The 23194-nt window shown below is 68.6% G+C and carries 19 protein-coding genes and 1 tRNA gene; 9 read left to right on the top strand and 11 right to left on the bottom strand.

What is annotated here, in order from left to right:
* Nucleotides 1-57: 57 nt before the first annotated feature.
* Nucleotides 58-756: a hypothetical protein gene (locus ACWDU4_RS11065; RefSeq protein ID WP_450113945.1), complete on the top strand. Its 699-nt coding sequence runs from the start codon at nt 58-60 to the stop codon at nt 754-756.
* An 89-nt stretch (nt 757-845) separates the two neighbouring features.
* On the opposite strand, the gene ACWDU4_RS11060 is transcribed toward ACWDU4_RS11065, so the two are convergent.
* Both ACWDU4_RS11060 and ACWDU4_RS11055 read right to left on the bottom strand, forming a co-directional pair.
* A complete protein-coding gene (locus ACWDU4_RS11060; RefSeq protein ID WP_450113944.1) occupies nt 846-1835 on the bottom strand; it encodes a toll/interleukin-1 receptor domain-containing protein in 990 nt (329 codons plus the stop codon).
* 204 nt (nt 1836-2039) lie between these two features.
* Nucleotides 2040-2110 (bottom strand) — tRNA-Gly (locus ACWDU4_RS11055).
* Between the two features lie 93 nt (nt 2111-2203).
* Between ACWDU4_RS11055 and dcd the strand changes: the two genes are divergently transcribed.
* Nucleotides 2204-2782 (top strand): dCTP deaminase, encoded by a 579-nt coding sequence (gene dcd, locus ACWDU4_RS11050; RefSeq protein WP_450113943.1) that lies wholly within the window; start codon nt 2204-2206, stop codon nt 2780-2782.
* Nucleotides 2783-3168: 386 nt separating this feature from the next.
* Entirely contained in the window at nt 3169-4461 is a 1293-nt protein-coding gene (locus ACWDU4_RS11045; protein WP_450113942.1) for an Hsp70 family protein, read from the top strand.
* A gap of 95 nt (nt 4462-4556) precedes the next feature.
* Here the strand turns inward: ACWDU4_RS11045 and ACWDU4_RS11040 are convergent, their stop codons facing one another.
* Together ACWDU4_RS11040 and bluB are read right to left on the bottom strand one after the other, a co-directional pair.
* The gene (locus ACWDU4_RS11040; protein ID WP_450113941.1) at nt 4557-5957 is read right to left on the bottom strand and encodes a YibE/F family protein; all 1401 of its coding nucleotides are present in this window, start codon (nt 5955-5957) and stop codon (nt 4557-4559) included.
* A gap of 323 nt (nt 5958-6280) precedes the next feature.
* Nucleotides 6281-6889, bottom strand: coding sequence for a 5,6-dimethylbenzimidazole synthase (bluB, locus tag ACWDU4_RS11035; protein WP_450114047.1), 609 nt, complete (start codon nt 6887-6889; stop codon nt 6281-6283).
* Nucleotides 6890-7128: 239 nt separating this feature from the next.
* Here bluB and ACWDU4_RS11030 point away from each other — a divergent pair, with 239 nt between their 5' ends.
* Complete coding sequence (locus ACWDU4_RS11030; protein ID WP_450113940.1) at nt 7129-8244, top strand: beta-mannosidase; 1116 nt, start codon at nt 7129-7131, stop codon at nt 8242-8244.
* Between the two features lie 2 nt (nt 8245-8246).
* Here the strand turns inward: ACWDU4_RS11030 and ACWDU4_RS11025 are convergent, their stop codons facing one another.
* The 5 genes from ACWDU4_RS11025 to ACWDU4_RS11005 form a co-directional block, all read right to left on the bottom strand.
* Nucleotides 8247-9896, bottom strand: coding sequence for an ArnT family glycosyltransferase (locus ACWDU4_RS11025; protein WP_450113939.1), 1650 nt, complete (start codon nt 9894-9896; stop codon nt 8247-8249).
* Between the two features lie 2 nt (nt 9897-9898).
* Nucleotides 9899-11422 (bottom strand): glycosyltransferase, encoded by a 1524-nt coding sequence (locus tag ACWDU4_RS11020; protein ID WP_450113938.1) that lies wholly within the window; start codon nt 11420-11422, stop codon nt 9899-9901.
* Complete coding sequence (locus ACWDU4_RS11015) at nt 11419-12918, bottom strand: hypothetical protein (RefSeq protein WP_450113937.1); 1500 nt, start codon at nt 12916-12918, stop codon at nt 11419-11421. Before ACWDU4_RS11015 ends, ACWDU4_RS11020 begins: the two co-directional genes overlap by 4 nt.
* 12 nt (nt 12919-12930) lie before the next feature.
* Nucleotides 12931-14874, bottom strand: coding sequence for a hypothetical protein (locus tag ACWDU4_RS11010; protein WP_450113936.1), 1944 nt, complete (start codon nt 14872-14874; stop codon nt 12931-12933).
* A gap of 111 nt (nt 14875-14985) precedes the next feature.
* Entirely contained in the window at nt 14986-16242 is a 1257-nt protein-coding gene (locus ACWDU4_RS11005) for a pyridoxal phosphate-dependent aminotransferase (protein WP_450113935.1), read from the bottom strand.
* Between the two features lie 196 nt (nt 16243-16438).
* Between ACWDU4_RS11005 and ACWDU4_RS11000 the strand changes: the two genes are divergently transcribed.
* The 3 genes from ACWDU4_RS11000 to ACWDU4_RS10990 are packed head-to-tail and all read left to right on the top strand — an operon-like array spanning nt 16439 to nt 17853.
* A complete protein-coding gene (locus ACWDU4_RS11000; RefSeq protein ID WP_450113934.1) occupies nt 16439-16750 on the top strand; it encodes a type VII secretion target in 312 nt (103 codons plus the stop codon).
* On the top strand, nt 16750-17469 hold the full coding sequence (locus tag ACWDU4_RS10995) for a hypothetical protein (RefSeq protein WP_450113933.1): 720 nt from the start codon (nt 16750-16752) through the stop codon (nt 17467-17469). Before ACWDU4_RS11000 ends, ACWDU4_RS10995 begins: the two co-directional genes overlap by 1 nt.
* Complete coding sequence (locus tag ACWDU4_RS10990; RefSeq protein WP_450113932.1) at nt 17470-17853, top strand: hypothetical protein; 384 nt, start codon at nt 17470-17472, stop codon at nt 17851-17853.
* Here ACWDU4_RS10990 and ACWDU4_RS10985 read toward each other — a convergent pair.
* Entirely contained in the window at nt 17837-18475 is a 639-nt protein-coding gene (locus ACWDU4_RS10985; RefSeq protein WP_450113931.1) for a hypothetical protein, read from the bottom strand. The two genes, ACWDU4_RS10990 and ACWDU4_RS10985, sit on opposite strands and share 17 nt — an antisense overlap.
* 96 nt (nt 18476-18571) lie before the next feature.
* Here ACWDU4_RS10985 and ACWDU4_RS10980 point away from each other — a divergent pair, with 96 nt between their 5' ends.
* Nucleotides 18572-19972 (top strand): carotenoid oxygenase family protein, encoded by a 1401-nt coding sequence (locus tag ACWDU4_RS10980; protein ID WP_450113930.1) that lies wholly within the window; start codon nt 18572-18574, stop codon nt 19970-19972.
* 124 nt (nt 19973-20096) lie between these two features.
* Nucleotides 20097-21239, top strand: coding sequence for an alkane 1-monooxygenase (locus tag ACWDU4_RS10975; RefSeq protein ID WP_450113929.1), 1143 nt, complete (start codon nt 20097-20099; stop codon nt 21237-21239).
* Nucleotides 21240-21341: 102 nt separating this feature from the next.
* Here the strand turns inward: ACWDU4_RS10975 and ACWDU4_RS10970 are convergent, their stop codons facing one another.
* The gene (locus ACWDU4_RS10970) at nt 21342-22292 is read right to left on the bottom strand and encodes a hypothetical protein (protein ID WP_450113928.1); all 951 of its coding nucleotides are present in this window, start codon (nt 22290-22292) and stop codon (nt 21342-21344) included.
* Between the last annotated feature and the right edge of the window lie 902 nt (nt 22293-23194).

Raw genomic sequence — 23194 nt, 5'->3', positions numbered from 1 at the left:
GGAGCAGGATGGCGTGTCACGGTCTAGATCTGACTGCGTGTTGTTACCTTGAGCGTTGTGGTGAACGATACTGCTGTCGAGGAAGCTGATACGACGGACGAGAATGGCGGCCAATGGACGCAGTTGGTGAATATTGAGGACATTCCTCACGTTACTGAACTTTACAACCTCATCGGCGTATCAATCGACCTTAAGTTTGCCGCAGAGTGTTTCGACAACCTCAAGAAATGTCTCGAAGAGCCCGAGCGGGAAGATCATGCGCCGGCTCTGGCTTACTTCTCGGCCGCGGCAATTGCGTACTCCCGATGCTTTGGCACTGGAGTGCGCGGCGGACTCGATCTAGCAATTCTGGATACCTTAGATCAATCTCAGCCAGGCGCAGCACGCGAAATTCATGACTATATCAAGAATATGCGTGACAAGCATATAGCACATTCAATTAGCCCTTTCGAATTCGTAATGGTCGGTGGGATGGTGGACTCATCTGATCCGGAAAATCCTAGTGTGGCGGTTGGTTTCATGACCGGCACCGGGTTGCCAATCGGTGTTGAGTTGGCTCATACGTGTCGGGAACTCGCTAGAAATTTGTACAACGCGGTTCTGAAAGAAATTGATACCGCCGAGTCTAGGGTGCGTCAGGCGCTGATGGACGAAGGCCCGGAGCGATTGAAGAACCGCCCTGGCATGTCCTACGTCGTCCCAGGTAACGACCAAGCCGGAATCCCACGACGGTTCGGCAGAGGAATTGCACCTTAGGGGCGTCACTGCAGCGGGCTCCGGGGAGGATGGCGGCCGCGCTGTCGTGTGAGGACTACCGGGTTAGGGGTATTGAACGGTCCTTACTGCTACGAATCTAGCTGGGCAACGACTTCTTCCGATCGGCGCCTGTCCTCCGCGTCCTTTTCGTCCAGGTACTTTTCGTAGGCATCGATATCTGCTGCAATGACTTCCCGTCCAGGCTGGTTGCGCAGAAAACTCACTATCGCGCGTGGATACGAAGTCTCGTCCAGTGCTGATCCTGCCCAATGAATTTGGTTGTTTGACTTCGAGGCCTGGAGCAACTGGGCGCACTGGTCTGCGTCCAGGGTCCGAAGTTCACGAAGGCGCTTCCAGATGGCGTCCGTCGTTGCGAAGCTTCCCGATCGCTCCATCGCGACGATCAGGGACGCGGCGAGTGCGGGGGCAAGCTCAGGTTTTGCCAGGACGCGATCGACGGTCTGCTCGGCCACGTCCGCGGGGGTCTGGTTTCGTACGACCTGCGCCTGGTGCTTGCCCAGCGGCCCATACGGATCGACGTCGTACCTAAGCGCCATCACCGGCACACGTCGGCCGAGCAACCAGCCGACTTCTTGATCGCACCATGCGCTTTGCTGGAAGCCGCTGTGAAGGAACACCAGTCCGGCGTCGGCGCGGTCGAGTGCCTTCTCAATTTCTGTGTGCCACTGAGAATCCACCGTGATCGAGTCATGCGCGACGAACAAAGTGATTCCATATGCATCTAGCGCGGTCGCGACGTTGTGGACCAGCGCCCTTTGTTGCGCGAGGTGAGAGGCAAAAACGAACAGGGGTTGCGCACTCTTCACAGTGGACGTCACGGCTGCTGCTGGCGCGTCGCTAGGAGCCTCGATCTCGAAGTGCTCCGCCAGCTCGATGAGCTGTTCGTCTGTGGCGGTGTTGACTGTCTCGGCCGTTGTCTGACCGAAGTGGTCGTCGTCCAAGGGTTGGACACCATACGTCTGAAGGATGATGTTCGCGTGATCCCGGCGCAAGTCTGCGGAGTCTAGTTGACTGGCGATCTCAAGCACGAGGCTCACGCGGGTCTTCTTGTCGAGCAACGTCCACCTCTGAGTTTGTGCGGCAGCCACTATCTCAGGTGAGTATGTCATCCGACGACTGCGACATGCACGGCCTGCGTCAGCAGCGCAGCGGTCTGGAGTCGGCCGGAGGTACCACCGAGGTACGGGCCACCCAGGGATGACGAAGGCCCCGGCTGCGCGCTGCGCTGGCCAGGGCCTTCAGTTGAAGAGAGAGACAGAGAGAGCCGATGACGGGAATCGAACCCGCGTATTCAGCTTGGGAAGCTGATGTTCTACCATTGAACTACATCGGCACGCTGGGCATTTCCGCCGAATCGGCGGTGTAACACCCTGCGAGCGGCAACTCTAGCAGACGTCCCGATGTTCGTGCGTCTACCCTCTAGATCGTGCTTCTCTCCGATCGTGACATCCGTTCCTCCATCTCCAGTGGCCGTCTGGGCATCGATCCGTTCGACGAGTCGATGGTGCAGCCGTCGAGTGTGGACGTCCGGTTGGATCGCCTGTTCCGGGTCTTCAACAACACGAAGTACACGCACATCGACCCGGCGCAGCAGCAGGACGAGCTGACCAGCCTGGTCGAGCCGGCGGAGGGGGAGCCGTTCGTGCTGCATCCGGGCGAGTTCGTGCTCGGGTCGACCCTCGAGTTCTGTTCTCTGCCGGACGACCTCGCGGGCCGCCTGGAGGGTAAGTCCAGCCTCGGTCGTCTCGGTTTGCTCACCCACTCGACGGCCGGGTTCATCGATCCCGGCTTCAACGGGCACATCACCCTCGAGCTGTCGAACGTGGCGAACCTGCCGATCACCTTGTGGCCGGGGATGAAGATCGGCCAGCTGTGCCTGTTCCGGCTGACGAGCCCGGCGGAGAACCCGTACGGCAGCGCTGCCGTCGGCTCGAAGTATCAGGGCCAGCGCGGTCCGACGCCGTCGAAGGCGTACCTGAACTTCGCGAAGGCCCCGACGCCGTAGCCGCTCGCGCCATGCGGATCCGCGCAGGTGTGAAGACGCCGGCCCGAAGTTCGGGATTCGCCGGGCGTGCCCGGAGTCACGTCGAATTCGAGTCGAAGCTTCGGGCAACTCGTGGCGACACCTCCCGCGACGGAAGGGCGCGAGGCGGCACCGTCCAGGTGTGTACCTGGTCGCACGCTCGAGCCCGTCGGCGGCCGGTGCCGTTCCGGGCTCGGCCACGGATGCAATGGCTAACGAACGGTTAATGAAGTGGGTGGCGTGAGCCGTCCCCGCCGAGTCTGATCTGCCCGAATCTGGGGCTGGTGCCGAGGCGACGGTTCGATAAGCTGCCCCGGGTTTCGCGTGCGCGCAATCGGGGGCGCACACCGTCAGACAAGGACGACTCGATGAGTGCGGTACTGGGAGTGTCGGTGGGGGCCAGTGCTGTCCGCATGGCCACCCGGTCCGGCTTCGACAATCCGCCGGGCATGCCGGCGGGGTTCGACCAGCAGGCCGTCGAGGTCGTGTCCGGTCCCGTCGAAGACGTCGCCGCCCAGTCCATCGGGGTGCTGCTCGAACATCAGTGGCACGGCAACCTCGAGGCCACCGCGGTCGCATACGGGAGCGTCGTCGAGGCCGACGCGATGCACGACGCGATGGCGCGGCAGCGCCTGCACAACTATCACCTGGTGCCCGAGTCGGCGGCCGTGGTCACCCTGCTCGAGAGTGTCGGCCAGCTCGGCCCCGACACCCATACCCTCGTCCTCTACGACCTCGGCAGTTCGGGCGTCACCATCAGCGTCGTCGACCGGTACTCCCGCAGCGTCATCGCGTGCGAGCGCAGCGACGTGGTCGGCGGCGACGTCTTCGACGCGTTGATCGCCGAGCAGCAGGTGCGGGAGCGGGGCCTGACACGTCCCGTCGACACCTGGGCGGCCGCGGAACTGACCGCCCGCTGCCGCACCGCGAAGGAACAGCTCTCCACCGGCGGCGCCGCGTGCGTGCCCGGCGACGGCGGGCTGATCCTGCTCAACCGGGAACGCTTCGAGGCGCTCGTCCGGGTGCCGGTCGAGAGCTCCGCCCGCCTGGCCCGCGAGGTGATCACCGCCTCCGGACGCCATCCCGACGTGCTGGTGCTGCTCGGCGGCGGCGCGCGCATCCCGCTCGTCCAGGGCGTCCTGCAGGGCTGGCTGGGGTTGCCCACCGTCCTGCCGCCCGAGCCGGAGATGGTTGCAGCGCAGGGCGCCGCCCTGCTGGCCACGCCGGTGGAAGTGCCACCCGAACCCGAACTGCCCGAACCGAACTGGAACGACGTCGCCCCCGTCGCCTCGCATCGGCGGCAGCGCGGCGCGTCGCGGCGGCAGCTCGCGCTGGCCGGGTCGGCAGCGAGCGGACTGCTGGTGGTCGCGGCCATCGGGCTGACCCTCGACCGCGGAGACGACGCCACCAGCCAGCGGGAACCGGCGGTCGCCGAGGCCACCGTGGCGCCCACCACGACGAGGCCGACGACGACGGCACCGACGACCACGACCACACCGTCCCCGACGCCCGTCGCCCCGGTCGTCACGTCGGAGCCCGAACCGACCACTGTCGCCGAGGCGCCGCCGGCGCCGCCCGGGCCGCGGTATCTGAACCTGCCGCAGCCGATCCAGATCGAGGTCCCGCCGGGTATCCAGTTGCCGCCCGGCATGATCCGCTGACCGCTGCCGACACCGGCACGAGGCGCGACCTGCGGCCACCGAATCCGACGAGTGAACGGAACGTTCAGTCGATCTGATCGACTGAACGCTTCCGTTCATTCGCGACGGGCGTGGCGGCCGCTGCCGCTGGCGGGCCGGGGCAGGGGCCGGGGTGCGGGGGGTCGACCGGGTGTGGTGGGTCCGCCGGGCGCAGGGGCGACGGCCGGGATGTGCGGGTGCGTGGGCAGGACGGGTGCGGCCGGGACGGCCGGTGCGGGTGCGGCGAGGGGGACCTGCGAGCGCGGCGGCCGGGCCAGGGCGACGGCGATGGCGGTCGTCAGCGGCACCGACAGGGCCAGCGCGATGCCGCCGACCGCCGAGCGCAGTATCTCGATGGCGACGGCGTCGCCGGTGAGCACGTCGGTGATCGAGCGGCCCGCCACCGAGAACAGCAGCAGCAGCGGCAACGCGCCGCCAGCGTAGGCGAGCACGAGGGTGTAGACGGTGCTGGCGATGTGGTCGCGGCCGACCCGCATCGCGGCCGAGAACACCGACCGCCGGTTCGCGTCGGGGTCGAGGTGGGCCAGCTCGAACGCCGACGACGCCTGCGTGATCGTGACGTCGTTGAGGACGCCCAGCGAGCCGATGATGAACCCGGCGAGCAGCAGCCCGGTGATCGAGACGTGCCCGATGTAGGTCTGCACGTTGGTGTTCTGTTCTTCGGACAAGCCGGTGAGGTGGGTCATCTCGATCGCCGCCCACGACAGCACCGCCGCCAGCGCCATCGACGCGAGCGTGCCGAGCAGGGCCGAACTGGTCCGCAGGCTCACCCCGTGCGCCAGATACAGCACCGCATACAGGATGATCGCGCCGCCGACGAGCGCGACCGGCACCGCGGGCTTGCCGTCGAGCAGCGCGGGGAGCATGAAACCGACCAGTACCGCGAACGCCACCAGAATGCCGAGCAGGGCGCGGAATCCACGCCACCGCGCGACCACGATCACGACGATCACGAACACCAGCACGACCGCGAGCAGCGACCAGCCGCGCGCGTAGTCCTCGAACGAGTACGCGGTGGCGCCGGTGTTGTCGGTCTGCCGCACCAGCCGGATGTTCTCGCCGGCCACCAGGTTCGGTTGTCCCGGTCCCGGTCCGATCTCCAGCAGGGTGCGGGTGCCCTCGTTCGGGCCCGACTCGATCGCGACGACGCTGCGCTGGCACTCGTACGAATTGTTCGGTGGGGGAACCGGATTGCCGGTGAACGGGCGCCCGACCGACGGGCTGCCGCAGGGGCCGAAGTCAGATGTGACGACGGATCCCGCCTCGGTCACCACGGCGCCGCCGCCTGCGGTCTGGAACGGGAGGGGGATCTCGACGCTGTGCCGGCTGGGCCACAGCGCGATCGCGCCGATCACCACGGCGAGCCCGATCGCGGAGAGCAGGCCGACCACCACGCGGGCGGCGACGGGGCCGACGGGGACGGGACCGGTGTGGCCGTGGCCGTGACCGTGGCTCATCGAGTGGATGCCTGACTCCGCATGGCGTCAGGGTACCGAGCGCCCGGGGACCGTCCGGTCGGCGGGAACGCGGACCGGACACCACGAGGGCGGAGGTGAAAGAGAGGATCCCCCCAGCAGGGTGGCGGGGTACAGGGGGGTGTCTCCCCGCCACCGGCCCGATTGCACACAGGGGGGGAGGTGCAATCGAGCGTGCTGGACACCATTGGTGTCGTGTCCGAATCTACCGTGTCTTTCCGGATCTGTCTCACGGGGGGTCGAATTTCGTGTCGGAGTTCAATCGATACGCCGTGAATCCGGAACTGTCGACCCGAGATCGCAGGTCAGAACGATTCGCGGTGCACGGCCTCGGAGAGCGGACGGCCTTCACGCCACCCGAACCGCACCAGGTCCGGGGTCTCCTGGAACTCCGAGACCGGCCCGACACACAGCCACGCGATCGGCCGGATCGGGGCCGGGACCTTCACCAGCGACGTCAGGTAGTCCTCGTCGTAGAACGAGACCCAGCCCACGCCGATCCCCTCGGCGACCGCCGCCAGCCAGATGTTCTGGATCGCGAGCACCGCGGAGAACACTCCGGTGTCGTCGACGGTGTGCCGGCCGAGGATGTTCGCCCCGCCCCGGCTCGGGTCGTAGGTGACCACGACCCCGGTCGCGGACTCGCGGATGCCCTCGATCTTGATCGGGCTGAACGTCTCGCGACGCTCCGGCGGCAGCGAGTCCGCGAAGTTCCGGCGGCAGGCGGCGACGTGATCGGCGAACGTGTCGAGGGTGTCGGGATCCTGCACGACGACGAAGTCCCACGGCTGCGTGTTGCCCACGCTCGGGGCGTTGTGACCGGCCTGCAGGATCCGCGTCAGCTGCGCGTCCGCGATGCGCTCCCCGGTGAACTCCGCGCGCACGTCGCGCCGCATCCGAATCGCGTCGTACACCGACAGGGTGGGGCCGGACTCGCTCGGCTGGGCGGGGCTGCTGTTCACATCGGAGGACACGCGATTCACGGTAACCGATCCGGCCCCGCGGCCTGTCCCGGCAGTCGACCCGTTCCCCGACGGTAGCCTCGAGCGGTGGTGTTCCCGACGTTCGATGTGCCCTGTCTCACGGCCCGGCAGATCGTTCCGGCGGAGCCGATCACCGCGACGGTGACGACCGGTCGGGATACCCTGCCTGCGTGGTCGGGTCACAGGTCAGACGGTGGATCGGAATCTGCACGGCCGTCGTCGTCGCAGGTGTCGCCGTGCTGACGGGCGGCGCCGCGAGCGCCGACCCGGCCCCCGCCCGGGTGGGCGCCGACGGCACCGCGCTCACCCTCGACGGCGAGCCGTGGTGGCCGGTCGGGCTGAACGCCTACCAACTCGCCACGAACTGGTCGATCAACCGCGGATGCGGCGCCCAGGTGGACCTCGACGCGTACTTCTCTTCGCTCCCCGGGGTGACGCTCACCCGATTCAACGCCTTCTCGGCGCTCGCCACCAACAAGTTCACCGGTGCAGTGGATTTCGCGCCCATCGACGCGGTGTTCGCCGCGGCGGAGCGGCACGGGCAACTCGTCGTCCCGGTGCTGACCGCGCAGGACGGTGCCTGCGAGGACGACGTCTTCAAGCAACGCGACTGGTACGCCACCGGCTGGCAGCAGCAGGCGCCCGGCATGACGATGTCGTTCGCGGACTGGGTGGGCACCGCCGTGCGGCGGTGGCGGACGTCGCCGGCCCTCGCCGCCTGGGAACTCGTCGGCGAACCCGAGACCAGCGTGTGCCCCGGCGGCGACTGCGACTTCGGGAACCGGGTGTGCCCGCCCGACGCGGCCGAGGTCCTGCGCACCTTCATGGACGACGCCGGTGAGCGGGTGCGGGCACTGGATCCGCAGCGGCTGATCACCGCCGGCCTCACCGGTGGCGGCCAGTGCGGGACACAGGGCGACGAGTACCGGTACATCGGTCGGTCCCCGAACGTCGACGTGCTCCAATACCACGACTACGGCGCCGACGGCGTACCCCTGCCCGGCGACCAGTGGAACGGGCTGGCGCGCCGGATCGACCAGACGACGGCGCTCGGCAAGCCGCTCCTCGTCGCGGAGATCGGCCAGGCCGCGGGCAGCTGTCTGTCACTGTCGCAACGAGCGCTCGACATCGAGACCAAGATCGTCGGGCAGCGTGCCGCGGGCACCGCCGGTGCGTTGCTGTGGGCGTTCGTGCCCGACCCGCGTCACACCGAGTGCACCTTCGACATCGGTCCCGGCGATCCGTTGTTCCGGCTGCTCGGGCCGGGGAGGCCCGCACCCGCCTGATCTCACTCGGGTTCGGTCGGGTTGTTCAGGACCCGGTACAGCCGCCAGTCCGGTTGGTCCGCACCGTCGTTCGGGATCGCCAGCTCGAGCATCGCGATCTGCGCGCCGTTGTCGTAGATCGTCGGGTACCGCCGGTTGACCGCGTCGGCCGTGCCCCGTCCCTCGTTCGGAACGGTGAGGATGTACTGCACGCCGTGCGCCGCCGGCTCGCTCAGAGCGGACACGAAGTCACGGTCGGAGGGCAGCACGAACCGCTTGGGATGGTCCGACGCCGCGACCACGGCGAACCCGTAGAGCGTGTCCACCAGGATCGACCCATCCGGCAGATCCATCGCGTCGAGACGATCGGCGATCTCGCGTTCGGTGGCGAACGACCGCAGGATGCTCAGCTGCCGGTCCTGCTCGGTGCCCTCCTGAGGATCGAACGGCAGCAACGCCCCGACGGCGTACTGCTGCACGGACAGTCCGCGGCTCTCCATACCGACCGCGGTCAGCGGCACGCTCACGGCGAGCAGCACCGTCGCCGCCACCGCGACCGCACGCAGACGTGGGCCCTGCATCTCGTGCGGCTCCGTGAACGCACCCGGCCGACGCGCACCGAGGTCGCCGCGCGCGGGGCTGATCTGGAAGGCGTAGATGCACATCAGCGGGATGACACAGATGTAGAAGCGAAGGAACGGGAAGGTCGTGCCCGTCGCATACGAAACCACTTGGAACGCCAGCACGGAACCGAACAGCAGCGTCGCCGCCAGCACCTCGAGATCCCGGCGTCGCACCGCGAGCACGGCGACCGCCGGGACGAGCAACGGCAGCGCGGGCGCGAGCACCAGCAGCTCGGCGGCCGAGTACGCGAACGTCGCCGGCCCCGAGGTGGCCGGTCCGCCGGACTGTTCGAGGATCGCCGTGTTCCCGTAGACGGAACTGAACTGCGCGAAGGCCTGACCCGTCAGCAGCCAACTCGTCGCCGCCCACGCCAGGAACGCCAACGCGCCGGGAGCCGCCAGGATCACACCGTCCATCAGCGCGGTCTGCCACCGGTGCGTCGACGCCCGCCGCCAGGTCACCAGCGCGACGAAACACGCGCCCAGCGCGATCGGCACCACGGCGTCGTACCGCGTCAGATACGCCAACCCGAGGGCCACACCCGAGCCGATCAGGTCGTGCACGTCGTCGGTCGTGGTCCACCGGATCAGCCGCCGCGCCGCCCAGCACATCAGGAACACGAACGGCGCCTCGCTCATCCCGGTCGCGCCGTAGAACACGATCATCGGATTCGCGACGAACAGCACGGTGATCACGATCTGCTGCCACCGCGGCACACCGCGGTCCCCGCCGATCGCCCAGATCTGCACCGCCGCACCGGCCATGAACAACGCCGACATCACCACACCGGCCATCCCGTACCGCGTCAGGCTCGGGAAGTACGAGTTGAACGCGGCCAGCGGCACCTCGACCAGCGCCGTCATCGGCGTGAAGATGAAGCCGATGCTCGCCAGGTGGGGGTCGCGGCTGAACAGGACGCCCTGCGCGGACTGGACCCGGCTGAGCGCGTCGCCGAGCAGGAAGCCGTTGTGCACGGCCAGCACGTATCCGACGACCAGATACAGCAGGGCACTCGCCGCGTACACGATCAGGGCGGGGCTGCGCAGCATCCTCATGGCGTCGGCCCGCCCGCCCGCGTGGCGGCCGCACCGGCGTGGTCGTCGACCCCGCCGCCGTCGAGACCGTGGAACGTCTTCTCCCAGTACGACGGACGAAACAGCAGCTGCCACACCCCCTTGATCGCGGCGATGCTCATCAGCAACCAGTACAGCGGCACCGTCAGGCACGACAGCAGCAGTCGCGGCGTACCCGTCTCGCGCGCCCCGATCAGGTTCATGTACATCGTGGCGGCGTTGCCGAACACCAGGCACACCAGCGCCGGGTAGTACACGGCGGGCGGAAAGATGCTGCCGATCAGGATGGGTTGTCCGAGCAACCACGCGATCGTGATGAACCAGAACACCATGTTCAGGCAGGCGATCAGCGGCGTCCCCGCCAGCAGCAGGGTGAACCGGACGAACGGCCACGCGCCGATCGCCCGCCACAGCTTCACCGGGTGCCGGGTGTGCACCAGCCACGTCTGCAGATAGCCCTTGTACCAGCGCGAGCGCTGACGCAACCAGTTGATCGGGTCGCTGTTCGCCTCCTCCAGCGTCGTCGACTCCAACACCGCGGTCGTGTAGCCGTTGGCGGCGATCCGCACACCCAGATCGGAGTCCTCGGTGACGTTGAACGGATCCCACGCTCCGATGTCGTCGAGGACGGCGCGGCGCAGGTGATTGGACGTGCCGCCCAACGGGATCGGTGCCTTCAGCCGCATCAGCCCCGGCAGCAGGTAGCTGAACCAGACCCCGTACTCCACCGTGAACCAGCCCGTGAGCAGATTCTGCGAGCCGTTGCGGTACGCGAGCTTCGCCTGCACACACGCCGCCCGATCGTCGAGCATCGCGAACGTCGCTGCGACACGGCGCAACTGGAGCGGCTCGGGCAGGTCCTCGGCGTCGTAGATGGTGATGATGTCGCCGGTCGCGAAGTGCATGCCGTAGTTGCACGCCTTGGGTTTCGTGCGCGGCTGGGACTCGGGAACCAGGACGACGGTGACGATCTCGTCGACACCGACCTCGCGGGCCGCCTCGATCGTGACGTCGTCGTCCTCCTCGAGCAGCAGCAGCACCTGCAGCTTGTCGCGTGGATAGTCGAGGCGGGCGAGCGCGCCGATCAGCTGCCCGATCACCTCCGGCTCGTGATACGCGGGCACGAGCACCGTGTACGGGGGCAGGTCCTCGTCCGCGATCGCGCGGGCCTCGTCGTCGGTGACCCGGATGATGGCGTCCGCGGCCAGTCCCTTCCGGAAGATGACCAGACGGTCGCCCAGCGTGAGCACGTACGCGATCGTGCAGATGCCCGTCATCAATGTCAGTGTGCCGAGCGGGGACACGACCATGCACACCACGAAGATCGCCACCAGCACGATCAGCAGGTTCCGCTGCCACGGCACGAACGCGACCGCGGCGGACGCGTCGGGGTTCCGCTCCCGCAGACCCTGCACGGCGTCGTGCAGTGCGCGTTCGCGGAACTCGGCGGACGCTGTCGCCGGATCGGGTGGCGGCACCCGGCCGACGTCCGGAGAAGTCATCCGAACTCCTCCCACTGCCGGGCGACCACATCGCGGCCCAGGGCGGACAGCAGGTCGACATCCTTGTAGTCGGGGTTCGCGTCGACCTCGACGGCGTTGCCCCGGAACAGCACGTTCACCGTCTGAGATGCCACCGATGCGGCCTCCGGGTCGAGATCGGGGAACCGGGCGTCGGGCTCGTGGTTGTCGACGGCGATGAGGTTGACCACCTGGACCGTCCCGTCACCACGAGTCCAGTCGAAGTGAAGCTTCGTCCAGGTCAGGAACAGGTCCTGATCGACGATCGTGTACAGCAACCCGGTGACCCCCGAGCCGAGGTCGACCCGCACGATCGGAGACCGGCGGCCGCTCAGCGTCGAATACAGGGTCTCACCCGGAAAGATGTTGAGAGAGTCCGGATCGTGGGTGAGCAGCGAGTCGACGACCACCGTCCGGCGCCGGCCCTTGTCGTCCCAGGCCGGATTGACCTCGTCCGCGGTCCAGGTCTGGCGGACGATGGCCGCGTCCGGGCCGAAGTACCGGTCGGCCCAGTCGTACCCCGCGAAACCGGTCTGCGTCCAGCCCGAGGGAGTCGCCAGGCCGGGGGCGTCCGCCGGGGGAGGGCCTTCCGCGATCGGGATGTTCAGCTCCTTGGGAAGAGGAATCATCGCCAGCACCGCCGCCGTCGCGGTCACGAACAGGGCGGTCTTCCACGGCCGGGTCACCGGCGACGGCCGCTCGGGGCGCAGGGACCAGTTGACGTCCCGTCGCCGCACCGACCAGCCGAGCATCGTGAACGCCACCACGGCTCCGGCCGTGACCGGCGCCAGCCGCGAGGACAACGGGCCGAGCAGTTCGGGCCGGCCGGCCAGCAGCTGGACGGCGAGCAGCGCAAGCGAGAGCGTCAATGTCCCGAGGAAGCCGATCCAGCCCAGCCGATCGGTACGAGCGACGGCAACCCCGATGCCGATCGAGATCAGCAGCGTCGACACCAGCGCCACCGAAACCCACGTTCCCCCGAGCCATGTGACGGCGATCCGGTAGCCCAGGGGAGAGACCAGGACGAGCAGGAACCAGATCGGCCAGAACCGGCCGGCGGGGCGCAGCCCGAACAGGAGCACGCACGCACCGAACAGGAAGAGGAGCAGGGCGAACAGGTCGGTGCGCAGCAGGTAGAAGGTGTCCCGGTAGCGGGGAACGAGCAGCCCGTACGTCGCGACCGACAGCGCCAGCGCGATACCGCCGACGATGACGTCCACCTCACGATCGTGGATCGGCAGCTCGTCGTGCTTGCGGCGCGTGATCCCGATCGCCATCGCCAGTACCACGAGCGGCACCATCAGCAGATAGCCGAGCAGGCCGCCGGGCAGGGTGTCGATGGTGGTGCGGGTCAACGACTCCCAGAACGCGATCCCCGTGAGGACCGCGATCAGCGCGAACCGCGCGACGATCGTGCCCAGCACCCGGCCGCCGGTCGGCTCCGGCGCCACCGGCACGGGCACGGATGTCGTCGTCATCGAGCGCTCGACTCAGGACTTCGATCGGCGCCGGGTGCGGATCAACAGGGCCGCCGCGACGGCCACCCCGGCCAGCAGCAGGAGCCCACCGGCGGCGAGCACCCCACGGACCACCCCGGTGGTCTCGTCGACCGTCGGCGCGGGTTGCTCGGCCGACACCGTCACCGGGTCGCGGTCGCCGGTCTGGAACAACGCATCACCGGACAGCGAGGACCACCGGTTCCGGTCCGCCGACAGCCAGTCGAGGATTCGGTCCACGCTCTGCGGCGCGTCGGTGGACGTCGCCACCAACAGCATCCGGTCGTGGTCGTCGTCCCACGCGGCCTGGAGGGAACCGAACCGCAATCCCGGCACGTCCACCGTCTCGGGCGCGGTGTCCGCGGTCAGGTTCGTCAGTTCCACCGTGTCGTCGCCGGTCACCTGCAGCGGCAGCGGGACCGAGTCCGGCAGACCGCCGTCCGCGGCGATCAGGATCGCCGGGCTGTCGGAGTTCACGGCCGTGTCGAGGTCGACCAGCTCGGGCCGGAACGGGGTGACGGTCAGCCCCTGCAGGCCGGTGACGATCGTCATCGCCCGCCGCGCATCGGCGAATGTGCCGTCCTGCAACCCGATCTGGGTGGTGGGCATCAGGGACTGGGGCAGGGCCTGGAAGCCTCCCGGCTGCGGTGGGAGGGTGGTCTCGCTCCGCACCGCGCCCGCGGGATCGAGGCTCAGCGTCACCGGCTGGGTCGAACCGCAGGTCATGGCGCCCGCCACCTGCAACGTGACCACGAGCTCGGTGTACCGCGACATCGACTCCGGAGGAATCGTCACCCAGCGGTCGATGCGGCCGTCCGCGTCCACCGGCCACCGGTCGAGGGTCGTGTCGCCGACGGTGATGGTGATCTGCCCGTTCTGGGTGTTCGGCAGCGGCGTGTAGTTGCCGATCAGGTGTACGTCCACCGGGCCTGCCGGTCGGCCGAGCTTGGTCTGGTCGATCCCGATCCGCACCTGGACGCGGCCGGTCGACGTCGCTGTGAGCTTGCTGGCGCCCAGGTCGCCGAGCGTCGTCAGGGAGGGTGCGATGCCGGGCGCTGCGGCCAGGGAACCCGCGGTGGCCTCCGTGGCGACCGTGATCGTGGAGAGGTTGCTCGTCAGCAGCCGCGTCTGATTGAGCAGTCCGTCGGCCCTACCGGTGAGTGTCAGCACCGGAACCCCGGCCGGTGACGTGGTCAGGGTGGTGGAGTTGACGTCCGACTCGGTCACCACGACCTGGCGCTCCAGCCGGCCGACCGGATCGGTGGGCAGTGCCGCGCCGGGTGCCAGCGCCCGCAGTTCGATCGCCGGGTCCTGGTTGGCGTAGCGGGCGGCGATCGCGGCGCCGAACTCGAGCGCGGCCGCGGTCACGTCGTGCGTCGGCTCCGGCGGCACGTATATCGACAGGCGCGTGAGCACCGGCGGGAGGTAGTCCGCGAGAACCGTCGGCGGCGCCTCGTCACCGGTGTAGTCGACGGTGGCGTTCACGATCGACAGCGACCCGTCGGACCAGTCGTCCGCGCACCAGAAGTCGTCCACCGGTACGAGATACGAGCGGAGCGTCACCTGCGCAGCGTTGTTCACGACCGCGGCACCCGCCAGCGGCAGCGTGACCTGTGCCGTCGGTTCGCCGGACGGCACCTCGACCCGCCCGAGCACCCGGCCGCCCGACAGCACGTCGACCCACCCGCGACCGGCACCCGCCGGCACCTGCAGTGTGCCGCGGAGGGCTGCCGGACTGAGCCCCTGCGGGACCGGGATCTGGAGCGTCACCTCGTCGGTGCGGCCCGAAAAACTCAGTGTTCCAACGCCGCTGACCGTCGACAGGGGCAGCGACGCGTCCTGCCGGACGGGGGCGGCCTGTGCCGTCGGCGGGACGACTGCCACCATTGCGGCAGCCACCCCCGCGACGACGATCTGAGGCACGAGTCGAACTGTCATGCGTGCAGCGCTCCGTACTGGGTAGGGGGCGGTTCGCGAAACACCCTACGGTCGGGACCATGCGCATGAATGTCCGACGCGCGGACTCACGGTGAATCCGCTGCGGAATCGTTACTGGCTGTAGCTCGCGAGGAAGTTGCCGAATCGTTCGATCGCGACGGCCAGATCACGGGCCCACGGCAGCGTCACGATCCGCAGGTGGTTGTGGTCGATCCAGTTGAATCCGGTGCCCTGGACCATCAGGATCTTCTCCTGCAGCAGCAGGTCCTGCACCAGCTTCTCGTCGTCGTGGATCTCGTACACGTCCGGGTCCAGCCGCGGGAACGCGTACAGCGCGCCACGGGGTTTCACACACGAGACACCCGGGATCATGTTCAGCCGCTCCCACGCCACATCCCGCTGCTCGAGCAGCCGGCCGCCGGGCAGGATCAGATCCTCGATGCTCTGGTAGCCGCCGAGCGCCACCTGAATCGCGTGCTGCGCGGGCACATTCGGGCACAGCCGCATCGACGCCAGCAGGTTCAGGCCCTCCAGGAAGCTGGTGGCGTGATCCTTCGGGCCGGTGATCGCCACCCAGCCGGACCGGTAGCCGGCCACCCGGTACGCCTTCGACAGGCCGTTGAACGTCAGGCACAGCAGGTCCGGCGCGAGCGTCGCCAGGGAGATGTGCTTGGCGTCGTCGTAGAGGATCTTGTCGTAGATCTCGTCGGCCAGCAGCAGCAGCGAGTGCTTGCGCGCCAGCGCGACGATCTGGGTGAGCACCTCCTGCGAGTACACCGCGCCGGTCGGGTTGTTCGGGTTGATCACCACGATCGCCTTGGTGCGCGGCGTGATCTTCGACTCGATGTCCGCGATGTCCGGGTTCCAGCCGTCGGCCTCGTCGCACAGGTAGTGCACCGGGGTGCCGCCCGCGAGCGACGTCGTCGCCGTCCACAGTGGGTAGTCCGGTGCCGGAATCAGCACCTCGTCCCCGTTGTCGAGCAGCGCCTGCATCGTCATGGTGATCAGCTCGGACACGCCGTTGCCCAGGTAGACGTCGTCGACGTCGAGATCCGGGAAGCCCGGCACCAGCTCGTAGCGGGTGACGATCGCGCGGCGCGCCGACAGGATGCCCTTGGACTCCGAGTAGCCCTGCGCGGTGGGCAGCGCGGCGATCATGTCGCGCATGATCACGTCCGGCGCCTCGAACCCGAACGGGGCGGGGTTGCCGATGTTCAGCTTGAGGATGCGGTGCCCCTCCGACTCCAGCCGTGCGGCGTGCGCGTGTACCGGGCCCCGAATCTCGTACAGCACGTTCTGCAGCTTCGCGGACTGGTTCAGGACGCGCGGCTGGATGTGGGCGTGGTGGGAGGGCTCCGAAGCGGTCACCCGACCATCGTGCCACTGTCGGTAAAGCGATTTTTGGCCGGGGGAGCGTCGCGGGCGGCACGAAACGGCCGATCGGGGCAGTTCAGGCGTGGTTGCGGGGCGGTTCCGCACCAGGCGAAACGGGGCCGCGCCGGTGATGGATTGCGCGCGGGAGTGCGCGGGCTCGCGCGCTGGGGGATGTAGCAGGGGGACACACATGTCGGAATTCAAGGTCGACCCGGACGACGTGGATTCGTTCGCGGCGACGCTGGCAACACTCGCGTCGCAGACCCAGCAGGCCAAGGACTACCTGCACAAATGGCTGCAGATCGGCTACGCGGAGGGGCGGATGTTCGCGCCCGTCGTCGAGAAGGTCTCCGACGTGCTCGCGGAGCTCGGCCCCGCGTACACCGGCCTGGCCACGCTGAGCGCCGACGCCGGCGCCGAACTGAACCGCGCGGCGCGGTCCTACCGCGAGATGGACGCCGCCAACGCGGCGAACCTCGACGCCGCGTACGAGGTGGCCTGATGGCGCCGAACCCGCTCGAGCACCTGACGGACCCCACCGCGACCGATCCGGTGCCGGACCTCGTCGAGAACATCGTCGGTGGATCGCAGTACATCAGCGCGTCGTACTGGGTCGGGCAGGTCGCGGACCTCGTCTGCGGCACCAACCCGTGGGAGTGGGTCGCCGAACAGTTCGCCGGCGACTGGGAGGTCGTGAGCAAGGCGGGGCACGCACTGGCCAACCTCGCCGAGTACAACCGCACCTGCGCCGACGTGATCCGCAGCGGTGTCGAAGGGGTACGGCACTCCTGGGACGGCAACGCCGCCGATGCGGCGGCCGCCTACTTCGCGGAGCTCGGTGGTGCCGTCAACGACCAGGCGAGGGTGGTCGAGCAGATCGGCGACCAGCTCACGGCCATGGCGACCGGCATGTGCGAGGCCGCGCAGGGGCTCAAGGGGCTGTGGGAGTTCCTGATGGACCTCCTCATCCAGGCTGCCGTGGAGATGGCTGCCGCGGCGGCGGCCGGGACGACGGTGATCGGGCCCCTGCTGGCGGGCGCGGTTGCCGCGGTGACGATCACCAGGGCGATGGGTGTGTGGGGTGAGGTGCTGACCCTGCACTCGAACACCTGGAACGCGGTCCAGGGTGGCGTCGGCGTGATCGCGGGCACGCTCGGGGGCCTCCACGATCTCGATGCCAACCGGCTCCCGGTCCGTTCCTACGACCATCCGGGGGTCTAGATGACAACGCCGGACGAGACTCCGCTCGATGTCGCGCGTGGTGACCGCGCCGTGTCCGCTCACCTCGCATCGAGTCTGAAGCTGCTGGCGGCGAAGTGCCGTGACGCGGACTTCACGGCAGCGACCGCGGAGGTCGTCGCGGGCAGGCGCAGCCTTCGCGACCTCGCCGCGTCGCCCGTCTTCGATCAGGTGCTCGGTCCGCTGGTTCGATCGTTCGCCGAGGAGTACCTGCAGCTCGACGAGTCGGTCCGGGAGGCGTTGGCGGACGAAGGAGGGCGCAGGCTCGACGAACTCGGGCGAACACTTGACCGGCGTCGTGACGCGGCCACGTCCGACGACGACGGCGACCGCCCGATCCGAGGCATCCTCAGCTCGGATTGGTGACCGGTCCACGCTCGGATCGAGTCGATCCACCCGGCGCGAGCGCGGCCACGAACTTCGGGTCCGGATCCTCCACGATCAGACCCGAGCCGTCGGGCGCCGCGTGAATGCGCATCAGCCGCGGCAACGATCCGACGACGAACGGGACGACCGAACCCAGGGCCAGCGCCAGGCACGCGACGAACGGCCATGCCAACGCCGGGTTCGGGCCGGAGGTGACCGCGACCGCCGCGGCGCCGATCCAGCCCAGCAACGCGCCGACGAGCATGACCAGGAAGAGCGTGAAGTAGCCGCGGCGACGACGGTCGCACGCTCGGCACACCGGCCAGCGCGTTCTGACGACGACGGCCCGCTGCGCGTCCTCGGAGAACCCGGCCGCGGTCGAGAAGATGTTGGCGGCGAATCCGAAACGCCGCGCCGGGGTACGCGAGGCCACCGGCCTCGTCCGCGCGCCCACCGAGATCCGTCGAACCTGCGGAAGTCCGTGTGCCGTGCAGACCTTCGGCGTCCGACAGGCAAGGACGTACCAGTACGGGCCCCTGCCGTGCTCGGGTCCCTCGGGCGGCACCCCCCGCCCGGCGAGCGCTCGAATCGGCAGCACGATCGTGTTCCCTGTTCCCCCCATGCCCGACATCTTGGTCTATTCCGCGTGACCGGTGGTCAGCGGAGGAGGATTCTGGATTGTGGCGCCACGTACGGACCACACGGAAGCGGCCATCCCATGAGTGCACCCGGCATTCCCCGTCCCGCCCCGGTCGACCTCGCCCACCACACCCACCTGACCGGGGTGTTCGCGCCGCAACGCGAGGAGGTCGACGTCCACGACCTCGACGTCGTCGGCGAGATCCCCGCGGACCTGCACGGCGCCTACCTGCGGAACGGGCCGAACCCGCGCTTCGACCCGATCGGCCGGTACGTGTACCCGCTCGACGGCGACGGCATGGTGCACCGGATCGAACTCGAGGACGGCCACGCCCGCTACACGAACCGGTTCGTGCGGACCCCGATGGTCGTCGCGGAGGAACGTGCCGGGCACGCCATCTGGGGCGGGGCCACCGACCTCTACACCCCGGACGCCGACGAGGTCGGGCCCGCGCTCGCGGGCACCGCACGCGAACTTCCCGACATCAACGTCGTCCGGCACGGCGGCCGGCTGCTCGCGATGGCCGAGACCACCCGGCCGTACCGGCTCGACCCCGACGACCTGACCACCCTCGGCCCCGACACCTGCGACGGGGCGATGCCGATCGGCAGCACCGCACACCCCAAGATCGACCCCGTCACCGGCGAGCTGGTGCTGTTCAACTACCTCCTCGAGGCGCCGTACCTGACGTGGTCGGTGGTCGCCGCGGACGGGTCGCTGTCGCGTCCGCCGACCGTCGTCGACGGCCTCGACCGGCCGCTGATGATCCACGACATGGCCCTGACCGAACGGTATGTGGTGCTGGTGCTGTGCCCCCTGGTGTTCGACATGGCCGGCATCCTCACCGGCGGCTCACCGCTGGACTGGCGGCCCGACGACGGAACCCGCGTCGCGTTGATCCCGCGGGACGGCGGACCGGTGCGGTGGGCGACCTGCGAGGCGTTCTGGGTGTGGCACTTCGCCGGCGCCCGGGACCTGCCCGACGGCCGGGTGCAGGTGGACTACGCGCAATGGGAGTACCCGGCCGCCTTCACGACCGCGGAGGCGCAGTGCCGCGGCGGTCTGGTGCGCGCGCGGATCGACCCCGACCGCGGCAGCGTCGACCGCGAGGTCGTGTGCGACCGCGACATCGAATTTCCGCGCGTCGACGACCGGACGCTGACGCGGGCCGCCGGGCCGCTCGCGTCGATCGGCAAGCGCGGCTCCCGCGACGGGCACATGGACTCGCTGTGGTTCTTCGACCCCGACACCGGCACCGAGACGTCCTGGGACGCGGGTGCGCTGTCCGTCGGTGAGCCGATCTTCCTCCCCGGCGCAGAGAACGACTACTGGGGCATGCTCGGCACCGACCGCGGCACCGTCACTTCATGGTTCGTGATCCTGCCCGCCGACGCCCCGGAATCCGGGCCCATCGCCAGGGTTCGGATGCCGATCCGCGTGCCCTCCGGGCTGCACGGGGCCTGGCTGCCCGCGCTGTGACCCATTCGTCGGGTTGGACGGCTTGTGGGGTCCGCCGCGGTTAGCGATACTTACCGCCGCGTTAAACAAGCACAGCGTGCGGACATCGGGGGGATGGAGTGACGTGACGTCGGATCTTCGTGCAGTGGGTGGGAACCTCACGCCGACGACGCCTGGGGTGCCGTGGCGGGATTCCAGGCGCTATCTCTGGTTGCTCGGGCTGCTGGCGCCGCTGAGTCCGTTCGCGGCGTGGGCGCTGGTGGAGCTGTTCGGGCTCGGGTTGTTCTGGGCCGCAGGTGCAATCCTGCTGGTGGTGATCGTTCCGCTGGTCGACCTGGTCTCCGGGCTGGACAAGTCCAACCCGCCCGAGCACGTCATGGCCGCGCTGGAAGCCGACCGGTTCTACCGCTGGTGCACCTATCTGTTCCTGCCGTTGCAGTACGCCGGCCTGGTGTTCGCCTGCTACATGTGGACCACCGCACCGATGGGCTGGCCGGAACGGTTCGCGATGGCCGCCACCGTCGGTGTCGTCGCGGGCGTCGGCATCAACGCCGCCCACGAACTCGGCCACAAACGTCCCCGGCACGAACGGTGGTTCGCGAAAATCGCGCTCGCCCAGTCCTTCTACGGGCACTTCTACGTCGAGCACAACCACGGGCACCACCTGCGCGTCGCGACCCCCGAGGACCCGGCGTCCGCACGCTACGGCGAGTCGTTCTGGGCGTTCCTGCCGCGGTCGGTGGTCGGGGGCATCCGCTCCTCCTGGGGGTTCGAGAAGACTCGACTGGCCCGGCGTGGTCGACGCACGTGGAGCATCCGCAACGACGTCCTCAACGCCTGGGCGATGAGTGTGGTGCTGTTCGCGGTGCTGATCGCCGCATTCGGGTGGAGCGTCGCACCGTGGCTCGTCGTGCAGGCCGTCCTCGGGGTGACGTTCCTCGAAGCCGCGAACTACCTCGAGCACTACGGTCTGCTGCGTCGCAAGCGGGCCGACGGACGCTACGAGCGCGTCGCGCCGGAACACAGCTGGAACAGCGACCACGTGTGCAGCAACCTCTTCCTGTACCACCTGCAGAGGCACAGCGATCATCACGCAAACCCGTTGCGCCGCTACCAGACCCTGCGATCGATGCCCAACGCGCCACAGCTGCCCGCGGGGTACGCGGTACTGATCCTGCTGGCGTTCGTGCCACCGCTGTGGCGGCGGGTGATGGACCCACTGCTCCTCGAGCACTACGACGGCGACCTGTCGCGCATCAACGTCCACCCCTCGCTGGCCGCGAAGTAGCTGCTCCCCGGTCTGGGAAAAAGGCGGTGCACAGGGGTTTTCGAGGGTGCACACAGGTGGTGGGCGCGCAGTAGGGGTGTGATCGCGGGGACGGGTGTGTGCTCACCCGATCCGCGGCATCCGGACCACGTGACCGAGTGGCGGTTCGGATCTGCGGGCACGGGCGACGGCGCGCATGACCCGGTCGACGATCACCGCGGGTGTCGCAAGCTCGTCCCAGGTCCAGCGCACCACCTGCCAGCCGGCGTCGCGGATCGCGTCCTCCCGTTTCTTCTCCGCCCACAGCACTTCCTCGGAGAGTTCGCCGGCAGGGACGAGTCGGCCGTACTTGATGCGACCGTCGAACTCGCCGACGACTCCGTCGAGCAGAAAGTCGACGCGGCCGAGCCGGACACCCTTCTCGGAGTGCAACGTCGCCTGCAGGTCCGGCAGCGGCAACTGTTCACGGATGAACAGCGCACGGCTGCGGGATTCGCCGACGCTCTCGGCGCGGCCGTCCACAAGATCGAGCACCCGGCGTACCCGGCCCGCGTGTTTTCGGTCGGACGCCAGCGCGGCCGCGATCCCGGCGAGGCTGACGGACCTGCTGTGCACCGCGTGGTCCGCAGCGACGAGGGCCTGCTCGAAACCCAGCGTCGCCGCCAGGTCGACGACGGTGCGCGCCGGCGTCGTCACGCGCAGGTCGTCGACCGTGGTGACGTCCTCCGGTGGCAGCGGGACTGAATGCACGTGACGCCGCGAGGTGCAGCTACCGCCGGAGGTTCGATTCCGCGTCAGGTGCACCCGCGACAGCGCGGTGTTCCACAGGTCGAAACCGTGCACCACGGCGGCCGACTGGTGGCTGAGCACCGCCTCCCGTGACGCCACGTCGAGCACCGCTTCGACGAGGAGACGGTGCCGGGCCTCGGCGTCCAGGTCCAGGAAGACCGATGCGTGGGTGAACCGGCCGGGGTGCAGTCGGTTCCACACGCCCGTCCGGCACTGTCGCTGAAGCTCGCGGTCCGTCGCGCCGCGTCGCAATGCCTCGGCACGTCGAATGATGTGTTCCCCCATGACCGCATCGTGCCCGACGCCCGCGCTCGGACGAGCCGACGATTCCGCGCCCTGTGGATGAAGGGCGGTGCTGTGGACAACCGATTTCGCTCCGCACCGCGGGCACGCGCCGTGCCGATTCACCCGGTCGGCAGATGGGGTGTGCACAGGGGTTTTCGGCGGTGCGCACGGGTGTTGGGCGTGTAGTTCGTGTGTGGGTGGGGGAAGGGGTTTGTGCACGGGTTTTGCGCTCGCGGTGGCGTCGACTGGCTGGCGCGTGGGGTGTGCACAAAGGTTCTCGGGGGTGCACACGGGTGTTGGGCGTGTAGCAGGGGTGTGGGCGCTGCATCGGGGGTGTGCACAGGGGTGTTGGAGGTGCGGGAGTGCGGGGCGTCGGTTGCAAGGTCGAGCCTGTGCAGCCGCCGTGTGCACAGGGGTGTTGGAGGTGCGGGAGTGCGGGGCGTCGGTTGCAAGGTCGAGCCTGTGCAGCCGCCGTGTGCACAGGGGTTTTCGGGGGTGCACAGGGGTATTCGGCGTGTAGTTCGTGTGTGGGTGCGGGAAGAGGGGTGTGCACAGAGGTTTTGCGAGGGGGCGCGTGGGTTGGCAGCGCCGGTGTGGGGTGACCGGCGGGGAGTGAGGGGTGTGTGGGGCGCGGTGGTGTCGGCCTCGCGTCTGGCGGTGGATGCACACAGGTTTTCGGGGGTGCACACGGGGATTCGGCGTGTAGTTCGTGTGTGGCTGCGGGAAGGGGTGTGTGCACAGAGGTTTTGCGCGGCGGGGGAGGGGACCGGAAGAACGGAACGCGCCCCCACCGGATTCGGTGGGGGGGCGGTCGGTTAATGGCTGCTATCTTCGGCCGGGGGGCGTTTGGCCGGGGGATCGGTATAACCCACGTATGAAAAACAAAAACCCAACCGTATATC

It is taken from the genome of Rhodococcus sp. NPDC003348 (assembly GCF_053589375.1).
The sequence above is the reverse complement of the archived record's forward strand: the minus strand, read 5'-3'. Positions and strand labels throughout refer to the sequence as shown.